The organism is Deltaproteobacteria bacterium (genome assembly GCA_021737785.1).
GTDB lineage: Bacteria > Desulfobacterota > DSM-4660 > Desulfatiglandales > Desulfatiglandaceae > AUK324.
Genome location: JAIPDI010000005.1, coordinates 135034 through 154653 on the forward strand (window position 1 = coordinate 135034; position 19620 = coordinate 154653).

A 19620-nucleotide genomic window follows, 5' to 3' on the forward strand; every position below is an offset into this window, starting at 1 on the left:
AAAAGGAGGTTCGGAGATGAAGATCAACAGGTCAGTGCGCGTAATGCTGTCTTTGGTAACACTTGTGGCAATCTTTACTGTGGGCGTAGGGATTTGTCTGGCCGCGGCACCGGAAATCGCCGCAGGGACGCTCCACACCGTCACCCTGAAGGGTGACGGTTCACTCTGGGCATGGGGAAATAATGACTATGGCCAGCTTGGAGACGGGACGGTCGTTGACCGCTGGTCCCCGCTTCAGTTAGGAACTGATACTGGCTGGAGTCAGATTGGCGCATCCAGCGGGGGCTCTCACACCATCGCCCTGAAGAGGGACGGCACGCTCTGGGCATGGGGAGAAAATGACTATGGCCAGCTTGGAGATGGAACTTTTATTGATCGTCGATCCCCTGTTCAGACAGGTGCGGATACGGATTGGGCCCGGATTTCTGCCGGGGGGTTTCACAACATGGCCCTGAAGAGCGACGGGACCCTGTGGGCATGGGGACATAATGATTACGGTGAACTTGGAGATGGAACTTTTATTGATCGTCGATCCCCTGTTCAGACAGGTGCGGATACGGATTGGGCCCAGATTTCCGCAGGGTGTCATCACACCATCGCCCTGAAGAGTGACGGCACCCTATGGGCATGGGGATACAATTCATCCGGCCAGGTTGGGGACGGGACGGTCGTTGATCGCCGGTCCCCTGTTCAGATAGGGATGGACACCGACTGGACTCGGATTTTTGCCGGGGGGTTTCACAACATGGCCCTGAAGAGTGACGGGACCCTTTGGGCATGGGGAAGAAACAGCGAGGGCCAGCTTGGGGATGGGACGTTCATCGGTCGCAATTCTCCCGTTCAGATAGGAACTGATATTGACTGGGCCCAGATATCTGCAGGGGGGTTCCATACCATCGCCCTGAAGAGTGACGGGACTCTATGGGCGTGGGGATGGAATGATTTCGGCCAGCTTGGGGACGGGACGGTCGTCGATCGCCGGTCCCCTGTTCAGATCGGTACGGATACGGATTGGGCCCAGATTTCTGCGGGGGGGGATCACACGATGGCCGTGAAGAGTGACGGCGTGCTATGGGGATGGGGATACAACCAGTACGGGCAGGTTGGAGACGGGACGGTCGTTGACCGCTGGTCCCCTGTTCAGATAATCAGTATTGCCGGTCCCATGCCTCTTCCCATTATCAAGGCAAACGGTCAGGAAAACTCCGTGGTCCTTGCTGAAGGCACAGCCGTTTCCATCACAGTCAGTCTGAATCCTGGCGAAAAGGCGGGCCATGATGCTGATTTATGGATCGTGATCCATACTTCCTTTGCTTCTCCTTTAGACTGGCAGAGCTTTGTGTACCCGGTCGGATGGATACAAGGAATCAACCGATGTATTCAGCTCCCGCTGTTTGAGTTCAGCTCCCTGCAGGTGCTGAATCAGATTCTGCCGAAAGGACGCTACACCTTTTATTTTGCGATTGATGATCCGGATGGGTATGCCACAGGTCCCTGGTGGGGGATGGATTCCGTTGAGGTGACGGTGAATTAGCAAAACCCTTGACGGATTCTGCGATACCCTGAGATCCGAGTCGATCGTCACGGCATTATGCCCTGATGCGGGAAAAGACCCGACACCTTCTTGAATGGTGAGCTTCAATTCATTCACACTTCAATCAGAGAACGATTCCGACCATGCAGATCTGGAACGGCTGGGGGGATGAACATGTGATCATGGGGGTGGCGCCGGGCGCCGGGGACCTCCTGAGAGACCGGATCGGGAAAGGAATGCGGCCCAAGGACGTCCTCCTTGAAGAGGCCCTGGCGCGTGTGCCCGACTCACGGCTTCCCGATCATCCCCTGATCACAAAGGACAAGAAGGAACGGCTCACCCATTCCCACGGTCAAAGCCTTCCGGACTGGATCGCCCTGAGGCAGGGCGGTCTTGAGCGCTTCCCGGACGGCGTGGCCTTTCCCACCACTGCCCAGGAGGTGGAGGCGCTTCTCGGGCTCGCCTCCGAACGCGATATTGTGATCATCCCTTATGGCGGCGGGACCAGCGTGGTGGGTCATCTGACCGTCCCGGCCACAGACCGACCGGTCCTGAGCCTCTCCCTTGAACGGTTGAACCGGCTCGTTTCCATGGATCCCCGCAGCCGATTGGCCGTATTTGAGGCAGGGGTGAGGGGTCCCGACCTGGAGGCCCAGCTCAGGGCCCACGGGTTTACCCTGGGGCATTATCCCCAATCCTTTGAATACGCCACTCTGGGAGGATGGGTGGCCACCCGATCCAGCGGACAGCAGTCTTCCCATTACGGAAGCATCGAAAGCCTCTTTGCCGGGGGCGAGATGGTGACCTTGCGGGGTCCCCTGACCTGCCCGCCGTTCCCCGCGTCGGCAGCAGGACCCGATCTGAGGCACCTCATCTTAGGGTCTGAGGGCAGGCTGGGCATCCTGGTAAAGGCCGTTGTGAGGGTCTCCCCCCTTCCCGAGCGGGACGAGGTATGGACCGTCTTCTTCCCTTCCTGGGAAAGGGGTATCGAGGCGGTGCAGTCTCTGGCCGGCGCAGGGGTGCGCTGTTCCATGATCCGGCTCAGCAATCCGATGGAAACCGTGACCCAGCTGGTGCTGGCCGGAAGAGAGCGGATGATTACCCTGCTCAAGAGATATCTCGGGTTCAGACATATCAGAGACGGGCAGGGCTGTATGTGTTTGATCGGGTTTATCGGATCGCGGCGGCAGGTGGCCTGTGCAAGGCGACCGGCATTTTCCATCTTCAGGAAATACCGGGGGGTCTCGGTGGGGAGGTCCATGGGAGAGGCCTGGAAACGCCATCGGTTCAAGGCCCCCTATCTCCGAAATGCGCTCTGGAATATGGGCTATGCCGTAGATACCGTAGAGACGGCCGTAACCTGGGATCAGGTGCCGGCCGCCATTGGGGGCCTCGAGGCGGCCATCGGCGGTACCCTGGCGCCGTGGGATGAAAGGGTCCATCTCTTCACCCACCTCTCCCATGTCTACCCCACCGGGTCCAGCATCTATACCACCTTCCTGTTCCGGATTGCAGACACCCCCGAGGAAACCCTGGCCCGGTGGCGGGCCATCAAGGCATCGGCCAGCCGGGCCATTGTCGCCAACCACGGGACCATCAGCCACCAGCACGGGATCGGCCTGGACCATCGTGTTTACTTAGGGGCGGAAAAGGGACCTCTGGGCATGGATATCCTCAGGCAGACCTTCGCCCATATGGACCCGGAACACCGGATGAATCCCGGTAAGCTGGTGGGGGGGCAGGATGACGCAATTTAAAGACCTGCCTGAAGACTGGGACGTGATTGTCATCGGCGGGGGCATCACAGGGGCGGGGATCTTGCTGGAGGCCGGCCGCCTGGGACTCAGGACCCTTCTGTTGGAACAACATGATTTTGCCTGGGGCACCTCCTCCCGGTCCACCAAACTGATTCACGGGGGATTCAGATACCTCAAGGAAGGAAAGATCGGCCTTACCCGGACCTCTGTGGAGGAGCGCGAGCGCCTGCTGAGGGCGGCCCCTGGACTGGTGGAAAGGCTGGGGTTCCTCCTCCCGGTTTATCATAACAGGGGCCCCGGCAGATGCACGCTGGGCGCGGGGTTTGCCCTGTACGATCTGATCGCCCGCAAATGGGATCATCGATTCTATGATCCCGAGGCGTTTTGCAGGTTGTCGCCCCACGTCAACCGTGAAGGGTTGGCCGGCGGGTTTAGATTCTTCGACGCCCAGGCGGACGATGCGAGGCTGGTATTGCGGCTCATCACCGAGGCCGGGACGTTCGGGTCTCATGTGGAGGCCCTCAATTACGTGGAGGTCAGCCGGATCACCAGGGATGCGTCGGGGAGGGCCTCGGGCATTCTCGCCATGGACAGGGAGATATCCGTTGAAAGGGTCTTTAAGGCCCGGGCCGTCATCAATGCCACCGGGGCCTGGGCGGAAACCCTCCACCCCTCGCCGGACCCCAAATGTCACCTGCGTCCCCTCCGCGGCAGTCACCTGGTCTTTCCCTCATGGCTAATGCCCACATCTCATGCATTGAGCTTCTTTCACCCTGCGGACAACAGGCCTGTCGCCGTCATCCCGTGGGAAGGGGCACTCCTGGTGGGGACCACCGACATCGATCATGAAGGAGACCTTGTGCAGGACCCCGCCATCACGCCGGCCGAGGTCTCCTATCTCCTGGAGGGCCTCTGCCATGCCTTCCCGGGCATCCGGTTTTCTGAGAAAGACTGTCTCGCGTCGTTTGCAGGCATCCGTCCGGTACTCAGCTACGGGAAGTGTGATCCCTGTAGAGAATCCCGTGAGCATGTGATATGGGTCCAAAACGGGCTCGTCACCATTACCGGGGGGAAACTCACCACCTTTAGAAGGCTGGCCCTGGACGCATTGAAGGCAGCCCGGCCGTTCCTCCCCTCAGACCTAACCGGATTGGGGAAAGGACCTCTTTTCCGGTCCATTGCCCCGGTCCGGGCAAAGGAAACCGGTCTGCCGGTCCGATGCCGGCGCCGGCTGAGCGGCAGATACGGCAGTGCGGCCGAGGAGGTGATCCGGGACTCTGCCCCGGAAGACCTGGAAACCGTTCCGGGGACAAATACCCTGTGGGCGGAGTTGCCTTTTGCGGCCGAACATGAACAGGTGCATCACCTCTCGGACCTGCTCTTGAGACGGGTCCGGATCGGTCTGGTCACCCCGGAAGGCGGGGTCCCATATCTGGACCGGATAGAGCACCTGTGCGCCCCGGTCCTCCCGTGGGATGCGGCACGCTGGCAAATGGAGAGGACCGCATACCAGCAGCTGTGGGAAAAGAGTCATGCTGTTCCTGATCGCCGGAAAGAGGTGCCGGACCCATGACCGACAAAGATCTCATATTGGCCATCGACAACGGCACCCAGAGTCTAAAGGCCTTGATTTTCGATCTGGAAGGGAAATTGCTTTTCAAGGAACGGGTGCCCTTCAGGCCCTATTTTTCCACGTATCCGGGGTGGGCCGAGCAAGACCCGGGCCTGTTCTGGAAGGCCCTCTGTCAGGCCTGCCAGGGGTTATGGAAACAGGCGGGGGTTGACAGGGAACGCATTGCCGGCGTTGCCCTCACCACCCAGAGGGGAAGCGTCATCAACGTGGACCGGAAAGGAAGGCCGCTGCGCCCTGCCATCCTGTGGCTGGACCAGCGAAAGACCTATGGGCTCCCCCCGGTGGGCGGCCTGTGGGGGATGCTGTTTCGGATTGCAGGGGTAAGGCATACCGTGGCGTATCTTCAGGCTGAGGCCGAGGCCAACTGGATACGCACCAACCAGCCGGATATCTGGGACAATACCCACAAATTTCTCCTCCTCTCAGGTTATTTGACATACCGTCTGACCGGGCGGTTCGTTGATTCGGTGGGCTGTCAGGTAGGGTATATTCCCTTTGATTACAAGCGCCTCAGATGGTCATCGCCCAGGGACTGGAAATGGACGGCCGTGCCCGTGGACCCGGATCGGTTGCCGGCCCTCCTTCCCCCGGGCAAGGTCCTCGGACCCATCACACCGGATGCCGCAAAAGCGACCGGCATTCCGGCAGGACTTCCCCTGATTGCCGCGGCAGCGGACAAGGCCTGCGAGGTGATCGGTTCAGGGAGCCTGGACCCATCGGTCGGCTGCATCAGTTACGGGACCACAGCGACCATCAACGTCACCCATGAGCGGTATATGGAGGCGATCCGGCTGATTCCCCCTTATCCCTCTGCAATAGAGGGGCGCTATTCCATGGAGGTCCAGATTTTTCGCGGGTTCTGGATGGTCAACTGGTTCAAGGAGGAATTCGGATACCCTGAGTGTCGGCAGGCCGAAATCGACGGCCTGGAGGCGGAGGCCCTGTTCGACAAGCTGACCGCGGATATTCCGGCGGGGTCTATGGGCCTGATGCTCCAGCCCTACTGGACCCCGGGGATAAAGATGCCGGGGCCGGAGGCAAAGGGGGCCATTATCGGATTCGGAGATGTTCATACCCGGGCCCATCTATACCGTTCCATTCTGGAAGGACTGGCCTATGCGCTCATGGAGGGAAAAGAGCGCATTGAAAAGCGTACCCGGGTTCCGATCCGGGATCTGCGGGTCTCCGGCGGCGGATCCCAGAGCAGGGTTGCCATGCAGGTAACGGCGGATGTCTTCGGCCTTCCCACGGCACGGCCGTTCGTGTATGAGACATCCGGCTTAGGGGCGGCCATGGACGCGGCGGTGGGACTCGGCCTTCACAGGGACTTCAGGGCTGCGGCAGAGGCCATGACCCGAATGGGGGATGTCTTCGAGCCGGACGCCGAGGCCCATGAACGCTACCATGCCCTGTATCAACAGGTTTACAGGAAAATGTACAGACGCCTTAAACCCCTGTACAATCGCATTCGGGAGATCACCGGGTATCCGGCGTAAATGGCTGATGGCTGATAGATGATAAGCCGACGGCCGTTGCGTGGCTGGGGGGCGCGATCCCGCTTTTCAGCGGGACGGCGTCACTTGACAGCTCAACCACCGATTGTCACTGTTTAGTGCTCTTATTTCCTGGTTTTCTGTCGCGAAAAGCAAGAAGATGATTGTGAGAGGGTGACGTCTTTAATTTGGAATAATGGAAGTATGGAATGATGGAATAATGGGTTTAAGGAAAAAACCTTTCCTGGGTGATCCAGGTTCCTTTCCCAATCTTCCATTATTCCAGTATTCCAACATTCCAGATGTCTGGCAACGCCTCTGTGTGATAAATTTTGGGTTGTGGGCGTTAGCCCGCGTTCGTCATCGTAAATTCCAAGAGGGGGATGATTCAAGAGATGAAAAATACTTTGAAGAAGGCTGTTTTGATCTGCCTCGTGCTGGTGAGTATGGCCGCGGCAGCGTGCGACAAATCCAAGTGGCGGGCCAAGGAATATGGCGGCCCTCCAAGCTGGGAACATGATATGGGGCGTCCGGACGGCTACGGCGGAGAGGATCCCTGGAGATAAGAGGAAAAGGGATTGATGGAGGATCCACTCGCAATCGTCATTCAGCGTCTCGTGGATGAGACCGGCGGAAACAGCCCCCTTTCAGGGACCCTCGTGTCCGGCCAGTTTCGACCTGAAGAGAAAAATGCCCACGATATTGCGCGGAATCTCAATGCCGCTTTTCTGATCGTCCTTTCAGGGCCAAAACATCCTCTGTACAGCCGGGCATCCGGTTATCTGAATGTGCTTGGTGAAGACAGGGGCTGGACGAATACGGTATCCTTTTTCAGGGAAGGGCTCAGGCGGATTGGGGAAGAGGTGACATCCGCCTGCCGGTCAGACAGGGATTTTGCGGGGGTGCTTGAAGCGGCGCGGGCATGGTGCCTGGCCCCTGCAACAGATTGGGACGACGAGGCCCGGCAGAAGATCTGGGCTCTCTTTTTCCCCGAAGGGGCGGGTTGTCTCGGAGATCCTCAAGGGCCCATCGCCCGGATCCGCGAGAAAAGGCGTGTCCAGGTTACCGGACTGAATCCCGATCCGATTACGGATCCGGCCCGCCAGATCCTGTTCATGTCCAACCTCCTGATCACCCTCCCCCCTGATGGGGAGGATCTCGATGGCCTCCCCTACGGCCCCCGGTTGATCCGGGAGTTGAAGAAGATTGTCCAGGAAAAGCAGATATACTGGTATGATCACCCGATCCAGATCGGGGTCGAAGACCCAAACAATGAGGCCATATACGGGTTGCGGGGCCTGGACCGGGCCATCGCCTTTGAAAAACAGCGGGGCACTCTCGGGCCTGATGAGCGGGTGACCTGTCTCTTATCCGTCTCGGTGACTCACAACGGTCTTCACAGAATCGTCAGGGACTATCTGAAAGCGGTCTATGCGGCAACCGACCCCTTTCCCCACCTGAAGATATATCTCTTTTCCGAGGTCGATGCGGAGCGCATTCTGGAACAGGTCCTTCTGCCGGGGGCAGCGCAATATCCGGGAGGCGATCACAGGGACCTGCTTGGAAAGGTATTCGGGGTCGACGGCGAATACGGCCGTCACTACAGTTTCCTGAAGGCCCTGTCCGCCTACTGGCAGGTGATGATTGATCCGGGGACAAAGGGATCCTTCAAGCTGGACATGGACCAGGTATTTGATCAGGAGGCCCTGGTGGCGGAGACCGGGGAGTCCGCCCTGGAGCATTTTCTCACCCCGCTCTGGGGCGCGGAGGGTGTGGATGCGGACGGCCGGGCCATCGAACTGGGCATGATGGCCGGGGCCCTGGTCAATGAGAAGGATATCGGTCACGGCCTGTTTACGCCGGATGTGCCGATGCCCGATCCCATTCCGCGAGGAGAGGCGGTTGTGTTCTTCAGCCCCCTCCCGCAGGCCGTTTCGACCCGGGCCGAGATGATGGCCCGGTACGGCAGGGGGATTCCGGATGGCCGTGAAACCTGCCTTCAGCGGATCCACGTGACCGGGGGCACGTGCGCCGCGCTTGTTCAAAGCATCCGCAGGCATCGTCCTTTTACCCCCACGCGGATCGGCCGGGCAGAGGACCAGGCCTATCTCCTCTCCTCCCTGTTCAGGGACCCTGATAGAGGCCTTCGCTATCTCCACAAACCCGGACTCATCATGCGGCATGACAAGGAGACCTTTGCAGGACAGGCCATTGCCGGGGCCAAGGCGGGAAAATACGTGGGGGACCTGGTGCGGACCCTCCTTTTCTCCTATTATGCCCGGGCACTCCCCTGGCCGTTAACAGAAACAAAGGGCGTGGTCGATCCATTTACCGGATGCTTTATCAGCAGGATTCCCTTCACCGTGGTCTATCTGCGTTTGGGACTCAAGGTATTGGAGACGATGGCCCGGGACGTGTCGTCCGGGAACGCGGAGGGAATGAAACTCCTGACCCTGGCCGTCGATCGTCTCGAGGGTCTCCTGAGAGAACTGGAGGCCCCCCCCAATCCGTTGATTGAGGCCTGCCTTGAAGAAAAGCGCGGGTGGGACCTGTTCTATGATGTGCTGGACGGCATCGAGGCGGGACTGGCCAAAGGGGATAAGCGCGCCGTCCTGTTGCGCCAAAAGGCCCGGGGCCTTGTCCATGACTGCCTTATGGAAACAGACCGGCAGAGGCCCTGACCTGTTTCCAGATCTCCTCCCTCCCCTGTCGGGTCTTTGCCGAAAAGAGGATCGGTTCGTCAGGAGACATCCCGGCAAGCGCTCCCGCAATAAGCGCGGCGCGTTGCCTCGCCTGCTGCCGGGAGAGCTTGTCTGCCTTGGTGAGCACGATAATAGGGGCAATCTGATAGTGATTCAACCAGTGAAGAAGATCTATGTCCCCGGCCGCGGGGTCCCTTCGGATATCCAGGATCACGATCACCGCCTTCAGGGTTTCCCTGCTTTTCAGATAGCTTTCCACCATCTGCTGCCACGACTGCTTGACCTTGACCGGAACACGGGCAAATCCATAGCCGGGCAGGTCCACTAAATAGAGGGATTCGCCGAAACGGAAAAAATTGATGGACTGGGTCCTCCCCGGGGTGGCGCTGGTCCTGGCCAGCTTCTTCCGATTGACCAGGGTATTGATAAGGGAAGACTTGCCCACATTGGACCGGCCCGCAAAGGCGATCTCCGGCCTATCCGCCGGCGGGTACTGCCCCTCTTTGAAGGCGCTTGTGAGAAATTCGACATTCATGATAATGTTTATCCAAGAAAGAAAACCGTCTCCAGGGGTCTAACCGCCGATCTTCTCCAGTCCTCATTTTTTTCCCATTCGAGCGTTCGACCAAAGCGACTCCCCAGCTGGTGCAGGGCCCCTGCAATCGCTTTAAAAAGGCGATTTTCAAATACGTCTTTGAAATATCCTTGGTTTGCACAAAACGATTCCAATGGACATGGCCACAGATTCAAAGATGCCATTTTTATGCATCCTATATGACGTACCGAAAATATTCAAGGGATCAATGTCCCGCGCCCCTCCGCGGGATCACAAGTCGGAACGAACCGGCAGAGACCTCCAATCTCCACAAAAACGAACAAATCGTTGCTCAGGTGTTTTTAATCCGGAGGGAAAGGACTTATGCGGGCGGCGGGCGAGAGTAGGGAATATCGCTCCAATTGATGCAAATGAAACCGACCGGCATGTTGGAAAGTCAGTTGAAGGGTCACAGGAAGGCGTCACTCTGAAACATGGCCAAGACTGCCGATATCGGCTTCAGCGGGTGTTTGAGGCCGGGAAACGCCATGGTCCCGCCGAAGCCTATGGTGACGGAGCGGCCAAATGGGTTGGGGATCCTTGGCCGGCTCCGTCATTTTTCTATTTGCCCTTCAGCTGCTTCAATTCGTCATCGGTTCTGCAGATCTCTTCTCCCTGAACAGCATAAAAGCTCTTGGGCATGGAGAATCCGTATTCCTCATTGAAGGTGGTCTGCCCCCAGAGGCAGTCCTCGACAACTGAGTGATCCTCGGGCCGTATGATCTTCCAGCCTTCGGGCGTTTCAAAGGCAAGCGGCTCTCTGTCTACCGCCTTGATGATGGCCTCGGTATCGGTGGTGCCTGCACGTTCGACAGCCGCCTTGATAAAGTAAACGCCGGCATAGGTTTCTCCAGCCATGTAGTCAGGATATTCTTTATAACGGTCCTGATAGGCTTTCACAAAATTCCGGTTCATGGAGGAATCGGGTGTGGGAAAGAAGTATCGGGACGATACATAAATGCCTTCAGGCATCTCTTTTCCCATAGGGACCAGCACCTCCAATGCGCCTGCGCAGGGAAATGCGAAGCCCACCTCCTTGAAGAGGCCGGTGGGCAGGGCCTGCCTTATGAAGGTAACGGCGTCTCCACCCCACAACGGAGACCAGACCATGTCCGGTTTGGCTTCCTGAATCTGCTTAATGTATGAGGAGTAGTCATCTGCCAGAAACTTGGGAAACAGCTCCCCAACGATTTCCACATCGGGACGAAGCTCCTTGAGCTTTGTTTTGAACATCTCCCACGAAGAGTGGCCGTAAGAGTAGTCCGGGCCGATGCACATATACCGTTTATAGGATTTGGATGCCAGCAGATAAGCACCTGAGCGGGAGTGCATCATGGCATTGCTGAGGGTGCTGTATATGTAGGGATGCAGCTTAGCCCCGGTCAGGGCGTCGTCCGCCGCCTGAGTGGCGATCAGGATCTTTTTGTTTTCCTTGGCAAATTCGGTAAGGGCGATGGCCAGGCCGCTGGAGGTGGGCCCCATGAGAAAGTCCACCTTGTCTTCGTTCACGAATTTTTTGGCGATTTCCAGCATCACATCTTTTTTGAGTTTGGTATCTTCAACCTTGGCTTCCAGTTTCCTGCCCAGAATACCGCCGGTTGCGTTGATCTCGTCAACCGCCAGTTGAATGGCCTGCTTAGCGTGCTGGCCGTAGCCTCCTACCTTGCCCGTACAGATAAACATGGCGCCTATCTTGATGGGCGGGCCCTCGGCCAGGGCAGTGCCGAAGGCAACCGGCAGGGCCAGGGAAATGATGCAAATCGCGATGATCCAACTCCTTTTTTTCATGATGATCTCCTTTTCCAGTATTTTATCATTGAATGTGTGGGGCAGCCGGCCAATCCCCCACGCCTGAGTGCAGCCTTTGACGCGAACAGCAGGAGCTGTTCACCCGAACCCGGTCGAAGGCCCTGCTTCTGATTTCACCTCCTTTTCTGATGTGCCGTCAATGGATGGATATCCTGCTATCCTCCAGGTTGTGCCGACGCAGTCTTTTGAACCGGCGGTGAGTCATCAACACATCCCAAGGAGAGAACGTCGCCATCCTTGTTCGCTTTCCCGGTCCAGACCGGTGGAGATATGCCGCTATCGAAGGGCATTTGCAGCATTATTGAATTGCTGACCGGAGCTTACCTCTGGATCTTGAAAAGAGATATGGCCTTATGGGAGAGCCGGCACCAGATGCCTTTTTTTTGGAGCAGCCTTTAGAGACAATGGCAAAATACATGCCAGGGAGGGAAATGTATTTTCGGGAAATGAAAGGGATTCCTAACAGCTTAGATTTTCAAGAAAAGATATAGGAAACGGCGGACATGCGCTGAGGAAGCGGGCATCCAAACGCCGAAAAGAACTTTCAATCCCGGAAAGATTCTTTCATCCGGCAGGTGCAAAGCCTTTGCCTGGCGATAAGTGTTCGAGTCCATGGCTTCCGTATGAGTCCGCAGGTCACCGGGAGCTGGAGCGAATCGGCAAAAGAAGCCGCTGAGACTTTAAACACAATTGAAATTGATGTATGATATAATTTGAGGCTGTAAGGTCGGGGGTCGCCATGCCCTAATCCTATTGCATAAAGTTGAAAAGATAAATGCTGGCCGTCCCTGCTTTGCCAGCATTTTCGACCGGCAGATAGATGCCGAAAATGACGCTGGATTCCGGAAATTATGGAAGGCACGAAATGGTAATCGCATATTATCTTTAAAGAATCACCAGAGCTGAATATTGAAAGGAGGTCTCAATGAAAACCCGAAAATGCGTGATAGGTCTCATCGGTGTTGTTTTTCTCCTGCTCAACGCGCCTATGATCCGGGCCAATGAATCCTCGGTCGAGATACAGGCGCCCAATCAGGCGGTTCAGGGATCCGAGGTGGTGATCACACTGCGGGTAAGTCACAGCGCAAATAATTTTCTCCATTATACCGACTGGGTAAGCGTAAAGGTCAATGGAGAGGAAATCGCCCGCTGGGAGTATTCCCCCATGAACCGTCCCGAGGATGAGGCCTTTACCAGGGAGGTAAAGGTCACTGTGGATAAGGACCTGGAGGTTGAAGCCCAGGCAAGCTGCAATATCCACGGGAGTGCAGGCATCAGCAAGAGGATCATTTTCGTTAAATGAAAGGAAAGCCTTCCCTTCGGAGGTGACAAAGTAATGAAGGTTGCAGCGATATCTTCTCTTTTGGTATTCCATCCATCAGAGCGATGATACCGACCAGATAGTATAGAATGTTGTCCGAGAAGGCAGAGAGGGAGAACTTTCACGGGAGCTAAATGTACTTGGTGTATTGAAGATAACGCATTATCCGGGAAAGAGAATCACGAATTCGAGGCCCTTTTCCGAGTTCAAGGCGCAAATACGGCCCTGGTTTTGCTCGATAATCTTCTTGGCGATGGCCAGACCCAGGCCAGTTCCTCTTTCTTGAACGCCCTCCACCCGGTAGAAGGGTTCGAAGAGTCTCTCCAGTTCGCTATCGGAAAGCTTCCGGTAGGTGTTGGTGATACTGAGCCTCCAATGATCGGCATCCTCGGCCAAGCAGATGGCCACCTCCCCCCCTTTGGAAGCAAACTTGACGGCGTTATCCAGAAGGTTGGACAAGGCGGAGTAAAGACTCTCCCTCTCCCCGTAAACCAGTGCGTTTGAGGGGAGTTCCGCCCGCAGCACCACCCTCTTTTCGTTTATGGCCGTTTCAAAACGGTGGAGCAGTTCTCTGATCAGCGCCGGCAGATTCAACGACACCCTCTCAAATGACCTTTCGTGAATGTCCAGCTTGGAAAACTCCAGTATCCTGCCGATGAGGCGGTCCAGCTCCTCGATGTCCTCAAGGATCGCGTTCAGGTGTCTTTCCACACTTTTTGAATCGCCCTTTTTCAATTTTTCCCCTATGATTTCTTGTGCCACCCGGATCCGGGCCAGGGGGCTTCGCAATTCGTGGGAGACATTGGCCGTGAGTTCTTTTCCGCCCCGTATCATCCGTTCAAGCCTTTCCGCCATGACATTGAAGGTTCGACCCAGTTGACCGATCTCGTCTTTGCCGCTGAGGGAAGACCGGTGGGAGAGATCTCCTTCCGAGATCCGTACGGCCGATTGTCTGAGCCGGTTTAAAGGCCTGGTGATCTGTCTGGAGACAGGTACCACCAGGAGGGCGATAATCACGCCGATCACGACCAGCCCGAGGGCAAAGCCCCGTTTGTGGGGTCTTGTATCGATGGGTTGAAAAAGGGCATGGAGGACCCCGGTTTGTCCATCACCCATCCGGATGGGGATGAGGACGTAGAATCCGCCTCCTTTTCTGAAGTCCTTATAGACCTTATAAGGCCCCATGTTTAATCCCCGCCCCCTGACAAACCGTTCTTCCACATCCTTGGGGATGCCGACGTCAAAGGACCTGGCCAGGGCGCCTCCATCGGGTCCGGTGAGCCAGAAACGGGCACTATAGATCTCCCCCATTCGCAGGATGAGGTCTTTCAACGCCTGGTTTTGGGAGGGGGACAGGAGAGGTTCCGATCGGATCTTGTCCTCCACGAACGCTTTCACGAGGGTGGCCTGACTTTGCATCTGCTGCTCAAAATGGTCCCGGAATTGCTTTCCGGCAAAATGGACAAACAGGACAAAGATGAGTGCCTCGGTGATGACCAGGATGCCCAGGAAAGAGAGGAATATTTTCGTATAAAGCCTGCTGATCTTCATGATGCATCCACAAACATGTACCCGGTCCCCCACACCGTCTTGATCCGCTCCGGGGACCGGGGATCACGCTCCACCTTTGCACGCAGTTTGCTGATGTGGACATCGATGCTTCGGTCGAAGGCCATAAAATCGCGACCCCTGGCCATATTCATCAATTCGTCGCGGCTCAGTACCCTGTTGGGGTGTTCCATCAGTACCCTGAGGAGTTCATATTCGGTTGATGACAATGCCGTTTCGTCTCCTTCCACCACGATCATGCGCCTTGCCTTGTCCAGGACAAGGCCTCCGGACCGGAGGATAAGATCTTCGCCCCTCTCTGTTTCTCTTGCCCCCGGCGCGGCCGACCGCCGAAGCACGGCCCGCATCCGGGCCAGCAGTTCACGGGGGTTGAACGGTTTGGGCAGGTAGTCGTCGGCCCCTACTTCCAGTCCCACGATACGATCCGCGTCTTCTCCCCTGGCCGTGAGCATGATCACCGGGACAGTGAAGGCCGTGCGAATCTCTCGAAGGACCTCCAAGCCATCCTTCCCGGGCATCATGATGTCCAGTATGATGATGTCCGGGTTCACTGTCTTGATGGTTCCCAGTATCCCGGTGCCGTCAGGGAGCGTCGAGACCTGAAACCCGTATCCTGTGAGATATTCGGTCAAAAGGTCTCTAAGCTTTTTGTCATCATCTACGATCAAAATCGTTTTGTCCATATAACTCCTTGCTAATTTTCACTTTTTTACACTTCTTAACATTTTTTTACATTCCCCACAAACATTCTTTACGTCCCGGGTCTATTCTCATGACAAAAGGGCGCTCGAAACACAAACACTAAACAAAGGAGGAGTCATTATGGTGAAGAGAAGAACCGTGGCGGTGGGGTTGGCGTTGCTGGGAATTATGGTGATTGCCGGGGCCGGGGTTGCCGGGTGCCACAGGCCCCCGGGATATTGCGGCGGAGGTTTTCATGGAAAGGAATTTCCCAAGGATGTTCTCGAAAGGATGGACTCGGAGATAGAAACGCTTGAACTGACAGGGGTCCAACAGGAGGCATACGGGGAGATCCGGGAAAGGGTGGAAAGCGAATTAATGGAGATGGGACAGGGAAGAAAGGCCTTTTTTCAGGAGGTCAAAACGGAGATGGACAAGGACGCGCCCGATTTGGGTGTGGTGGCCGATCTTTTAAAATCCCACGGCAGGCAGTTTCCGGATCGAATGGCCTTTTTCGTGGACCAGTTTATGAATTTCTACCAGGTTCTTGATATGGAACAGAAGGAGAAGGTTGTCGCCCACTTGAAGGGCAAATTCAAGAAATTCGAGGCATTCAGGGCGCTTGTCGCCGAGTAAGGGGATTCAGGGTCCCCTGAGCCGCAGCAACGGCTCAGGGAAACCTCCATTGATGCATTCATGCCCGACAAACAACCCGGCGATGCGTCAGAAAGGAGAAGAGATGATAGAATTTCTTTCGAGAAGAGAGTTCATGAGCAGGAGCGCCGTGCTGGCGGGCGGGGCCCTGGTGGCCCTGGCCGTGGGCAGGGACCTGGTCTCTCCCAGAGAAGTCCGGGCCGGAGAAGTCCGGTTCATCGAGACCCGGTGCGGAGAAACCCGCAAAAAAGAGAGGATACTTATCGCCTATGCCAGCCGATGCGGTTCCACGGGCGGCGTGGCCGATGCCATAGGAGGTGTTTTTTGCGAGGCAGGGGCCTGTGTGGACGTGCTTCGGGTAGGAAACGTGCAGGATCTGACGCCTTACCGTGCCGTTGTTGTCGGGAGCGCCGTTCACAGCGACCAATGGCTCTCCGAGGCCTCGGAGTTTGTCATTCAAAACCAAGAGGTGCTGGGCCGTCTCCCCGTGGCCTATTTTCTGACCTGTCTCACCCTTGTCAGACCCACGGAGGAAAACCGGATGAAGGCCTTAGGGTTCCTGGATCCCCTGCACCGGGATGCACCCCAAGTGACGCCCGTAGGCATCGGTCTCTTTGCAGGCGTTCTGGATTATGACAAGCTCTCTTTCATGGTGCGAACGGTCATGAAGATCAAGATGAAAGACAAAGGCGTGGATGAAGGCGATTACAGGGATTGGGCATCCATTCGATCCTGGACCCGGGACGTCGCGCCAAAACTCTTGAACGGCAGCGATGCCTCAACGTCAGCTACAGGTTAACAGGACTCAGGCTTTCAGTATGGGTTCAGGCATAGTCGCCCTGAAGGCGCTCAAAGACCACGAGCCGGCGGCGATGGGGGGAATGGGGAATCTTGTAGGAGAGATCATGGGTCAATGTGTAGTCACCCGGGAAACGGGCCAGGCCTTCCCGGATCTCCGTATCGCAGTTGGGGCCTTTCATGAAGATGGCCCGGCCGCCCGGCACCAGACACCGGCGCACCCGGGCCAGGGTGCTTGCGATCGGTTCCACTGCCCGGGTAATGACGCCCGCTGCCGGACGATCATAGGAGGCGTAGATCTTTCCCTCATGAATCTCGATCCCTTTCAGGTCCAGGGCTTCGATCACCTCGTGCAGAAAGCGCACCCGCCGATGTCTCCCCTCGGAGAGGATGATGTGGGTATCGGGGCGCACAATCTTGAGGGGGATGCCCGGCAGACCCGCGCCCGTACCGATATCCAGAAGCGGAGAAGGGAGCCTCCCTCCCAACAGACCGACCGGCAGAATCGAATCAATATAGTGCTTCTGGACCATACTGTCGAACTGATAGATCCGGGTCAGGTCATAGGCCGCATTCTTTTCGCGTAAAAGCGTATGATATTGCCACAGCTTCTTGTATTGTTTTTCTGTAAGGAGTAGATTGGATTTCACGAACCATGATTTCAAGGCAGGGAGCCCCGGAGGCATTTTCTTCGACGCGGGCCTGCGTTCTTGCTGAACCTTTGTTTTTTGTTTCGTTGACCGAGGTCCCATGGATCACCACCCCATATCCTTTCCAAAGCGTTCTCTTTCCACAGACGCCCTCGAGGTCCTCTACGAAGACAACCATCTCATTTCGGTGAACAAACCGGCCGGCATGCTGGTGCAGGGGGACAGATCGGGAGAAGAGAGCCTCATGGACATCGTGAAGGAGTATATCAAAGAGCGCTATCAAAAGCCAGGGAATGTCTTTTTGGGGCTGGTCCACCGTCTGGACCGTCCGGTATCCGGGGTGGTTCTCTTTGCGAGGACCTCCAAGGCGGCCTCCCGGTTGATGAGACAGTGGAAGGCCCATGAGGTGAAAAAGACCTACTGGGCCGTGGTGGAGGGGGTGCTGAAACCGGAACAGGGGAAACTCGTAGGGCATCTGAGGAAATCCGGAAAGCGTGTCCGTACGGCTAAGGAGGGGGACCCGGGGGCAAAAGAGGCAATGCTGGAATACAGGACCCTTGCCTTGGGGAAAAGGAGTTCTCTTGTGGAAATCGGTCTGATCACCGGTCGGAAGCACCAGATCCGCGCGCAGCTTTCCCAGGCCGGTTGCCCGGTGGAGGGAGACGTCAAGTACGGGGCCGGTGAATTTTTAAGAGACAAGACCATCCGTCTTGTGGCCCGGTCCCTGAGCTTTCGGCATCCGATAGCCGGACTGGAGATGACCCTTTCCGTGGACACGAGCGATCTCGAACGCGAATTCTCCATGTCCTAATCCGACCAAACGCTGCCCCCCAAGGCTCGCGACAAAGGCTTGTCGCTCTCTCGAGTAAGAACTTTTCTTAACCTGTGTGAACGGCGTCCTCGCCGCGAGGGTCGAGGCTAAGAGCCTCTCCCCAAAAAACAGGGAAAACTTATTGGTTTCTTACGAAGAAGTGACAGACAAGGATTCTCACGCCGCGCTGACCCCAGGGGCGTATGGGGTTATCTCAGATAGGCCCGTGCCCCTGCAAATCGATTTGCAAAGGAGGGGGTGGCAAGGGAGTCTTTTCGGATGATTTTGCCCCGGCCCGGCGCGTGAATAAAGGCATCGTCGCCGGTGTACATGCCTACATGAGAGACGGCATTTTGTTTGGCAAAACAGAAAAAAACCAGATCGCCCTTTTGCATGCTGTTCCTGCCCACCGGTCTCCCTGATGCGAACTGATCTCGAGAAGATCGCGGCAGATTGAAGCCGTTGAGCTGGTACACGGCCATGACCAGCCCGCTGCAGTCAAATCCCTTATCCGGAGAGGTCCCGCCCCACTGATACGGAAGTCCGATGAAACTCTCCGCGGTTTGCACAAGACTGGATCTGATGGCTCCCATATCCGCGGCTGTGGCTCTGGCCGCGGGATAGGACTCGGGCGAGACAATATAATAGACGTCAATGATCCCTTCTGACAAAAGCGACTGTGCCCTGGCAAGGGCCTCCGAGGGCAGGGAGAACTCTCCGAATCGGACCTTGAACAGCCCGTCCTTGGCTCGAAAGTAATAGGCGCTGAGCCCTTTTGCCTCCAGGGATCGGGTAAGACGTACGGCGTTTTGCACGTCCGAAAAGGCCCCCGCCTGAATGGTGTATTGCATGAGGGCGATTTCCCGGGCAGGCGGAGGCGAAGATGGGGGCGGCGGGCCTTTTACAGCGCAGGCCCAGAGGGTGAGAAGCGTCAAAAAAAGGATGCAACGCCCATAGGGCAATTTTGAAAAGGATGGGGTCATCCGTTTCAGGGTGGAATGGTAAGGATGGTTACGCAGCATGGGATGTCACTCAATAAAGGCAACAGCCTGATGACGTCGTAAAGAAAAAGGAGGATGGCAACCGCCACCCCCTATCATTTATTATGGTGGGGACGACGGGACGGTCTAACCAGAGATTTAATGAAAATCTTGTCCTTCCGACGTTTGATCTGATTTTCACGTTTCATGGCACTCGACCGGTCCGGGAACTCCTCGGAGCAGACCAGTTGCCATGGCCTCTTGGCTTTTGTATAATTGGATCGGCCTTGGTTATGACGATCGAGTCGGCTATTCAAGTCCTGAGTGGAGCCTACATAGTAGCTACCGTCCTTTTCGGACTGAAGGATGTATACATAATAGGGCATCGGGGATAAAAAAAAGGCCTGTCACGCAACTCAATTGAGGGCAACAGGCCATTTGTTATGGCGGGGACGGCGAGACTCGAACTCGTGACCTCCGGCGTGACAGGCCGGCGTTCTAACCAACTGAACTACGCCCCCGAATTGAAAACTTTGTATCAACGATCTTTTACGAAGTTCGCTGGGCATCCAGCTCGTGACCTTCCCGCTTGAACAAGCGGGACGTTCTAACCAACTGAACTACGCCCCCGAA

Annotated in this window: 17 protein-coding genes and 1 tRNA gene; 10 read left to right on the forward strand and 8 right to left on the reverse strand. The window is 56.5% G+C overall.

Annotation, left to right across the window (positions count from 1 at the left end):
• Window positions 1-16 precede the first annotated feature (16 nt).
• The 6 genes from K9N21_04595 to K9N21_04620 all read left to right on the forward strand — a co-directional run bounded on the left by K9N21_04595 (window position 17) and on the right by K9N21_04620 (window position 9098).
• Window positions 17-1534 carry a hypothetical protein gene (locus K9N21_04595; protein ID MCF8143181.1) on the forward strand — a complete coding sequence of 506 codons (1518 nt, stop codon included), beginning with the start codon at window positions 17-19 and terminating at the stop codon, window positions 1532-1534.
• 143 nt (window positions 1535-1677) lie between these two features.
• On the forward strand, window positions 1678-3291 hold the full coding sequence (locus tag K9N21_04600) for an FAD-binding oxidoreductase (GenBank protein ID MCF8143182.1): 1614 nt from the start codon (window positions 1678-1680) through the stop codon (window positions 3289-3291).
• Window positions 3278-4864, forward strand: a complete 1587-nt coding sequence (locus K9N21_04605; protein MCF8143183.1) for a glycerol-3-phosphate dehydrogenase/oxidase — start codon at window positions 3278-3280, stop codon at window positions 4862-4864. The genes K9N21_04600 and K9N21_04605 overlap by 14 nt, the downstream gene beginning before the upstream one ends.
• Window positions 4861-6420, forward strand: a complete 1560-nt coding sequence (locus K9N21_04610) for an FGGY-family carbohydrate kinase (GenBank protein ID MCF8143184.1) — start codon at window positions 4861-4863, stop codon at window positions 6418-6420. Before K9N21_04605 ends, K9N21_04610 begins: the two co-directional genes overlap by 4 nt.
• Window positions 6421-6812: 392 nt before the next feature.
• Complete coding sequence (locus K9N21_04615) at window positions 6813-6983, forward strand: hypothetical protein (GenBank protein MCF8143185.1); 171 nt, start codon at window positions 6813-6815, stop codon at window positions 6981-6983.
• 15 nt (window positions 6984-6998) lie between these two features.
• Window positions 6999-9098, forward strand: a complete 2100-nt coding sequence (locus tag K9N21_04620; protein ID MCF8143186.1) for a hypothetical protein — start codon at window positions 6999-7001, stop codon at window positions 9096-9098.
• On the opposite strand, the gene yihA is transcribed toward K9N21_04620, so the two are convergent.
• Together yihA and K9N21_04630 are read right to left on the reverse strand one after the other, a co-directional pair.
• Complete coding sequence (gene yihA / locus K9N21_04625) at window positions 9070-9654, reverse strand: ribosome biogenesis GTP-binding protein YihA/YsxC (GenBank protein MCF8143187.1); 585 nt, start codon at window positions 9652-9654, stop codon at window positions 9070-9072. The genes K9N21_04620 and yihA overlap by 29 nt on opposite strands.
• A gap of 621 nt (window positions 9655-10275) precedes the next feature.
• Window positions 10276-11502, reverse strand: a complete 1227-nt coding sequence (locus K9N21_04630; protein ID MCF8143188.1) for an ABC transporter substrate-binding protein — start codon at window positions 11500-11502, stop codon at window positions 10276-10278.
• A gap of 946 nt (window positions 11503-12448) precedes the next feature.
• On the opposite strand from K9N21_04630, the gene K9N21_04635 reads away from it, so the two are divergent.
• Complete coding sequence (locus K9N21_04635; GenBank protein ID MCF8143189.1) at window positions 12449-12826, forward strand: hypothetical protein; 378 nt, start codon at window positions 12449-12451, stop codon at window positions 12824-12826.
• A gap of 180 nt (window positions 12827-13006) precedes the next feature.
• Here K9N21_04635 and K9N21_04640 read toward each other — a convergent pair whose 3' ends face one another.
• A complete protein-coding gene (locus K9N21_04640; protein ID MCF8143190.1) occupies window positions 13007-14395 on the reverse strand; it encodes a HAMP domain-containing histidine kinase in 1389 nt (462 codons plus the stop codon).
• Window positions 14392-15096: a response regulator gene (locus K9N21_04645; GenBank protein MCF8143191.1), complete on the reverse strand. Its 705-nt coding sequence runs from the start codon at window positions 15094-15096 to the stop codon at window positions 14392-14394. The genes K9N21_04640 and K9N21_04645 overlap by 4 nt, the downstream gene beginning before the upstream one ends.
• Before the next feature lie 139 nt (window positions 15097-15235).
• Between K9N21_04645 and K9N21_04650 the strand changes: the two genes are divergently transcribed.
• Window positions 15236-15730, forward strand: a complete 495-nt coding sequence (locus K9N21_04650) for a hypothetical protein (protein MCF8143192.1) — start codon at window positions 15236-15238, stop codon at window positions 15728-15730.
• 103 nt (window positions 15731-15833) lie between these two features.
• A complete protein-coding gene (locus K9N21_04655; protein MCF8143193.1) occupies window positions 15834-16547 on the forward strand; it encodes a flavodoxin domain-containing protein in 714 nt (237 codons plus the stop codon).
• A gap of 25 nt (window positions 16548-16572) precedes the next feature.
• Here K9N21_04655 and rsmG read toward each other — a convergent pair whose 3' ends face one another.
• Window positions 16573-17196, reverse strand: coding sequence for a 16S rRNA (guanine(527)-N(7))-methyltransferase RsmG (rsmG, locus tag K9N21_04660; protein ID MCF8143194.1), 624 nt, complete (start codon window positions 17194-17196; stop codon window positions 16573-16575).
• Between the two features lie 100 nt (window positions 17197-17296).
• Between rsmG and K9N21_04665 the strand changes: the two genes are divergently transcribed.
• A complete protein-coding gene (locus K9N21_04665; GenBank protein MCF8143195.1) occupies window positions 17297-18007 on the forward strand; it encodes an RNA pseudouridine synthase in 711 nt (236 codons plus the stop codon).
• A gap of 209 nt (window positions 18008-18216) precedes the next feature.
• Here the strand turns inward: K9N21_04665 and K9N21_04670 are convergent, their stop codons facing one another.
• The 3 genes from K9N21_04670 to K9N21_04680 form a co-directional block, all read right to left on the reverse strand.
• The gene (locus tag K9N21_04670) at window positions 18217-19029 is read right to left on the reverse strand and encodes a C40 family peptidase (protein MCF8143196.1); all 813 of its coding nucleotides are present in this window, start codon (window positions 19027-19029) and stop codon (window positions 18217-18219) included.
• A 74-nt stretch (window positions 19030-19103) separates the two neighbouring features.
• Entirely contained in the window at window positions 19104-19373 is a 270-nt protein-coding gene (locus K9N21_04675; protein ID MCF8143197.1) for a GIY-YIG nuclease family protein, read from the reverse strand.
• 58 nt (window positions 19374-19431) lie between these two features.
• Window positions 19432-19508 (reverse strand) — tRNA-Asp (locus tag K9N21_04680).
• Window positions 19509-19620: the final 112 nt, after the last annotated feature.

Coding starts and splice junctions, on each gene's coding strand:
- K9N21_04655 (MCF8143193.1), top strand. CDS start 15,834: ATGATAGAATTTCTTTCGAGAAGAGAGTTCATGAGCAGGAGCGCCGTG.
- K9N21_04595 (MCF8143181.1), top strand. CDS start 17: ATGAAGATCAACAGGTCAGTGCGCGTAATGCTGTCTTTGGTAACACTT.
- K9N21_04675 (MCF8143197.1), bottom strand. CDS start 19,373: ATGCCCTATTATGTATACATCCTTCAGTCCGAAAAGGACGGTAGCTAC.
- K9N21_04630 (MCF8143188.1), bottom strand. CDS start 11,502: ATGAAAAAAAGGAGTTGGATCATCGCGATTTGCATCATTTCCCTGGCC.
- K9N21_04665 (MCF8143195.1), top strand. CDS start 17,297: ATGGATCACCACCCCATATCCTTTCCAAAGCGTTCTCTTTCCACAGAC.
- K9N21_04640 (MCF8143190.1), bottom strand. CDS start 14,395: ATGAAGATCAGCAGGCTTTATACGAAAATATTCCTCTCTTTCCTGGGC.
- K9N21_04610 (MCF8143184.1), top strand. CDS start 4,861: ATGACCGACAAAGATCTCATATTGGCCATCGACAACGGCACCCAGAGT.
- K9N21_04635 (MCF8143189.1), top strand. CDS start 12,449: ATGAAAACCCGAAAATGCGTGATAGGTCTCATCGGTGTTGTTTTTCTC.
- K9N21_04670 (MCF8143196.1), bottom strand. CDS start 19,029: ATGCTGCGTAACCATCCTTACCATTCCACCCTGAAACGGATGACCCCA.
- K9N21_04615 (MCF8143185.1), top strand. CDS start 6,813: ATGAAAAATACTTTGAAGAAGGCTGTTTTGATCTGCCTCGTGCTGGTG.
- K9N21_04650 (MCF8143192.1), top strand. CDS start 15,236: ATGGTGAAGAGAAGAACCGTGGCGGTGGGGTTGGCGTTGCTGGGAATT.
- K9N21_04605 (MCF8143183.1), top strand. CDS start 3,278: ATGACGCAATTTAAAGACCTGCCTGAAGACTGGGACGTGATTGTCATC.
- yihA (MCF8143187.1), bottom strand. CDS start 9,654: ATGAATGTCGAATTTCTCACAAGCGCCTTCAAAGAGGGGCAGTACCCG.
- K9N21_04620 (MCF8143186.1), top strand. CDS start 6,999: ATGGAGGATCCACTCGCAATCGTCATTCAGCGTCTCGTGGATGAGACC.
- K9N21_04600 (MCF8143182.1), top strand. CDS start 1,678: ATGCAGATCTGGAACGGCTGGGGGGATGAACATGTGATCATGGGGGTG.
- K9N21_04645 (MCF8143191.1), bottom strand. CDS start 15,096: ATGGACAAAACGATTTTGATCGTAGATGATGACAAAAAGCTTAGAGAC.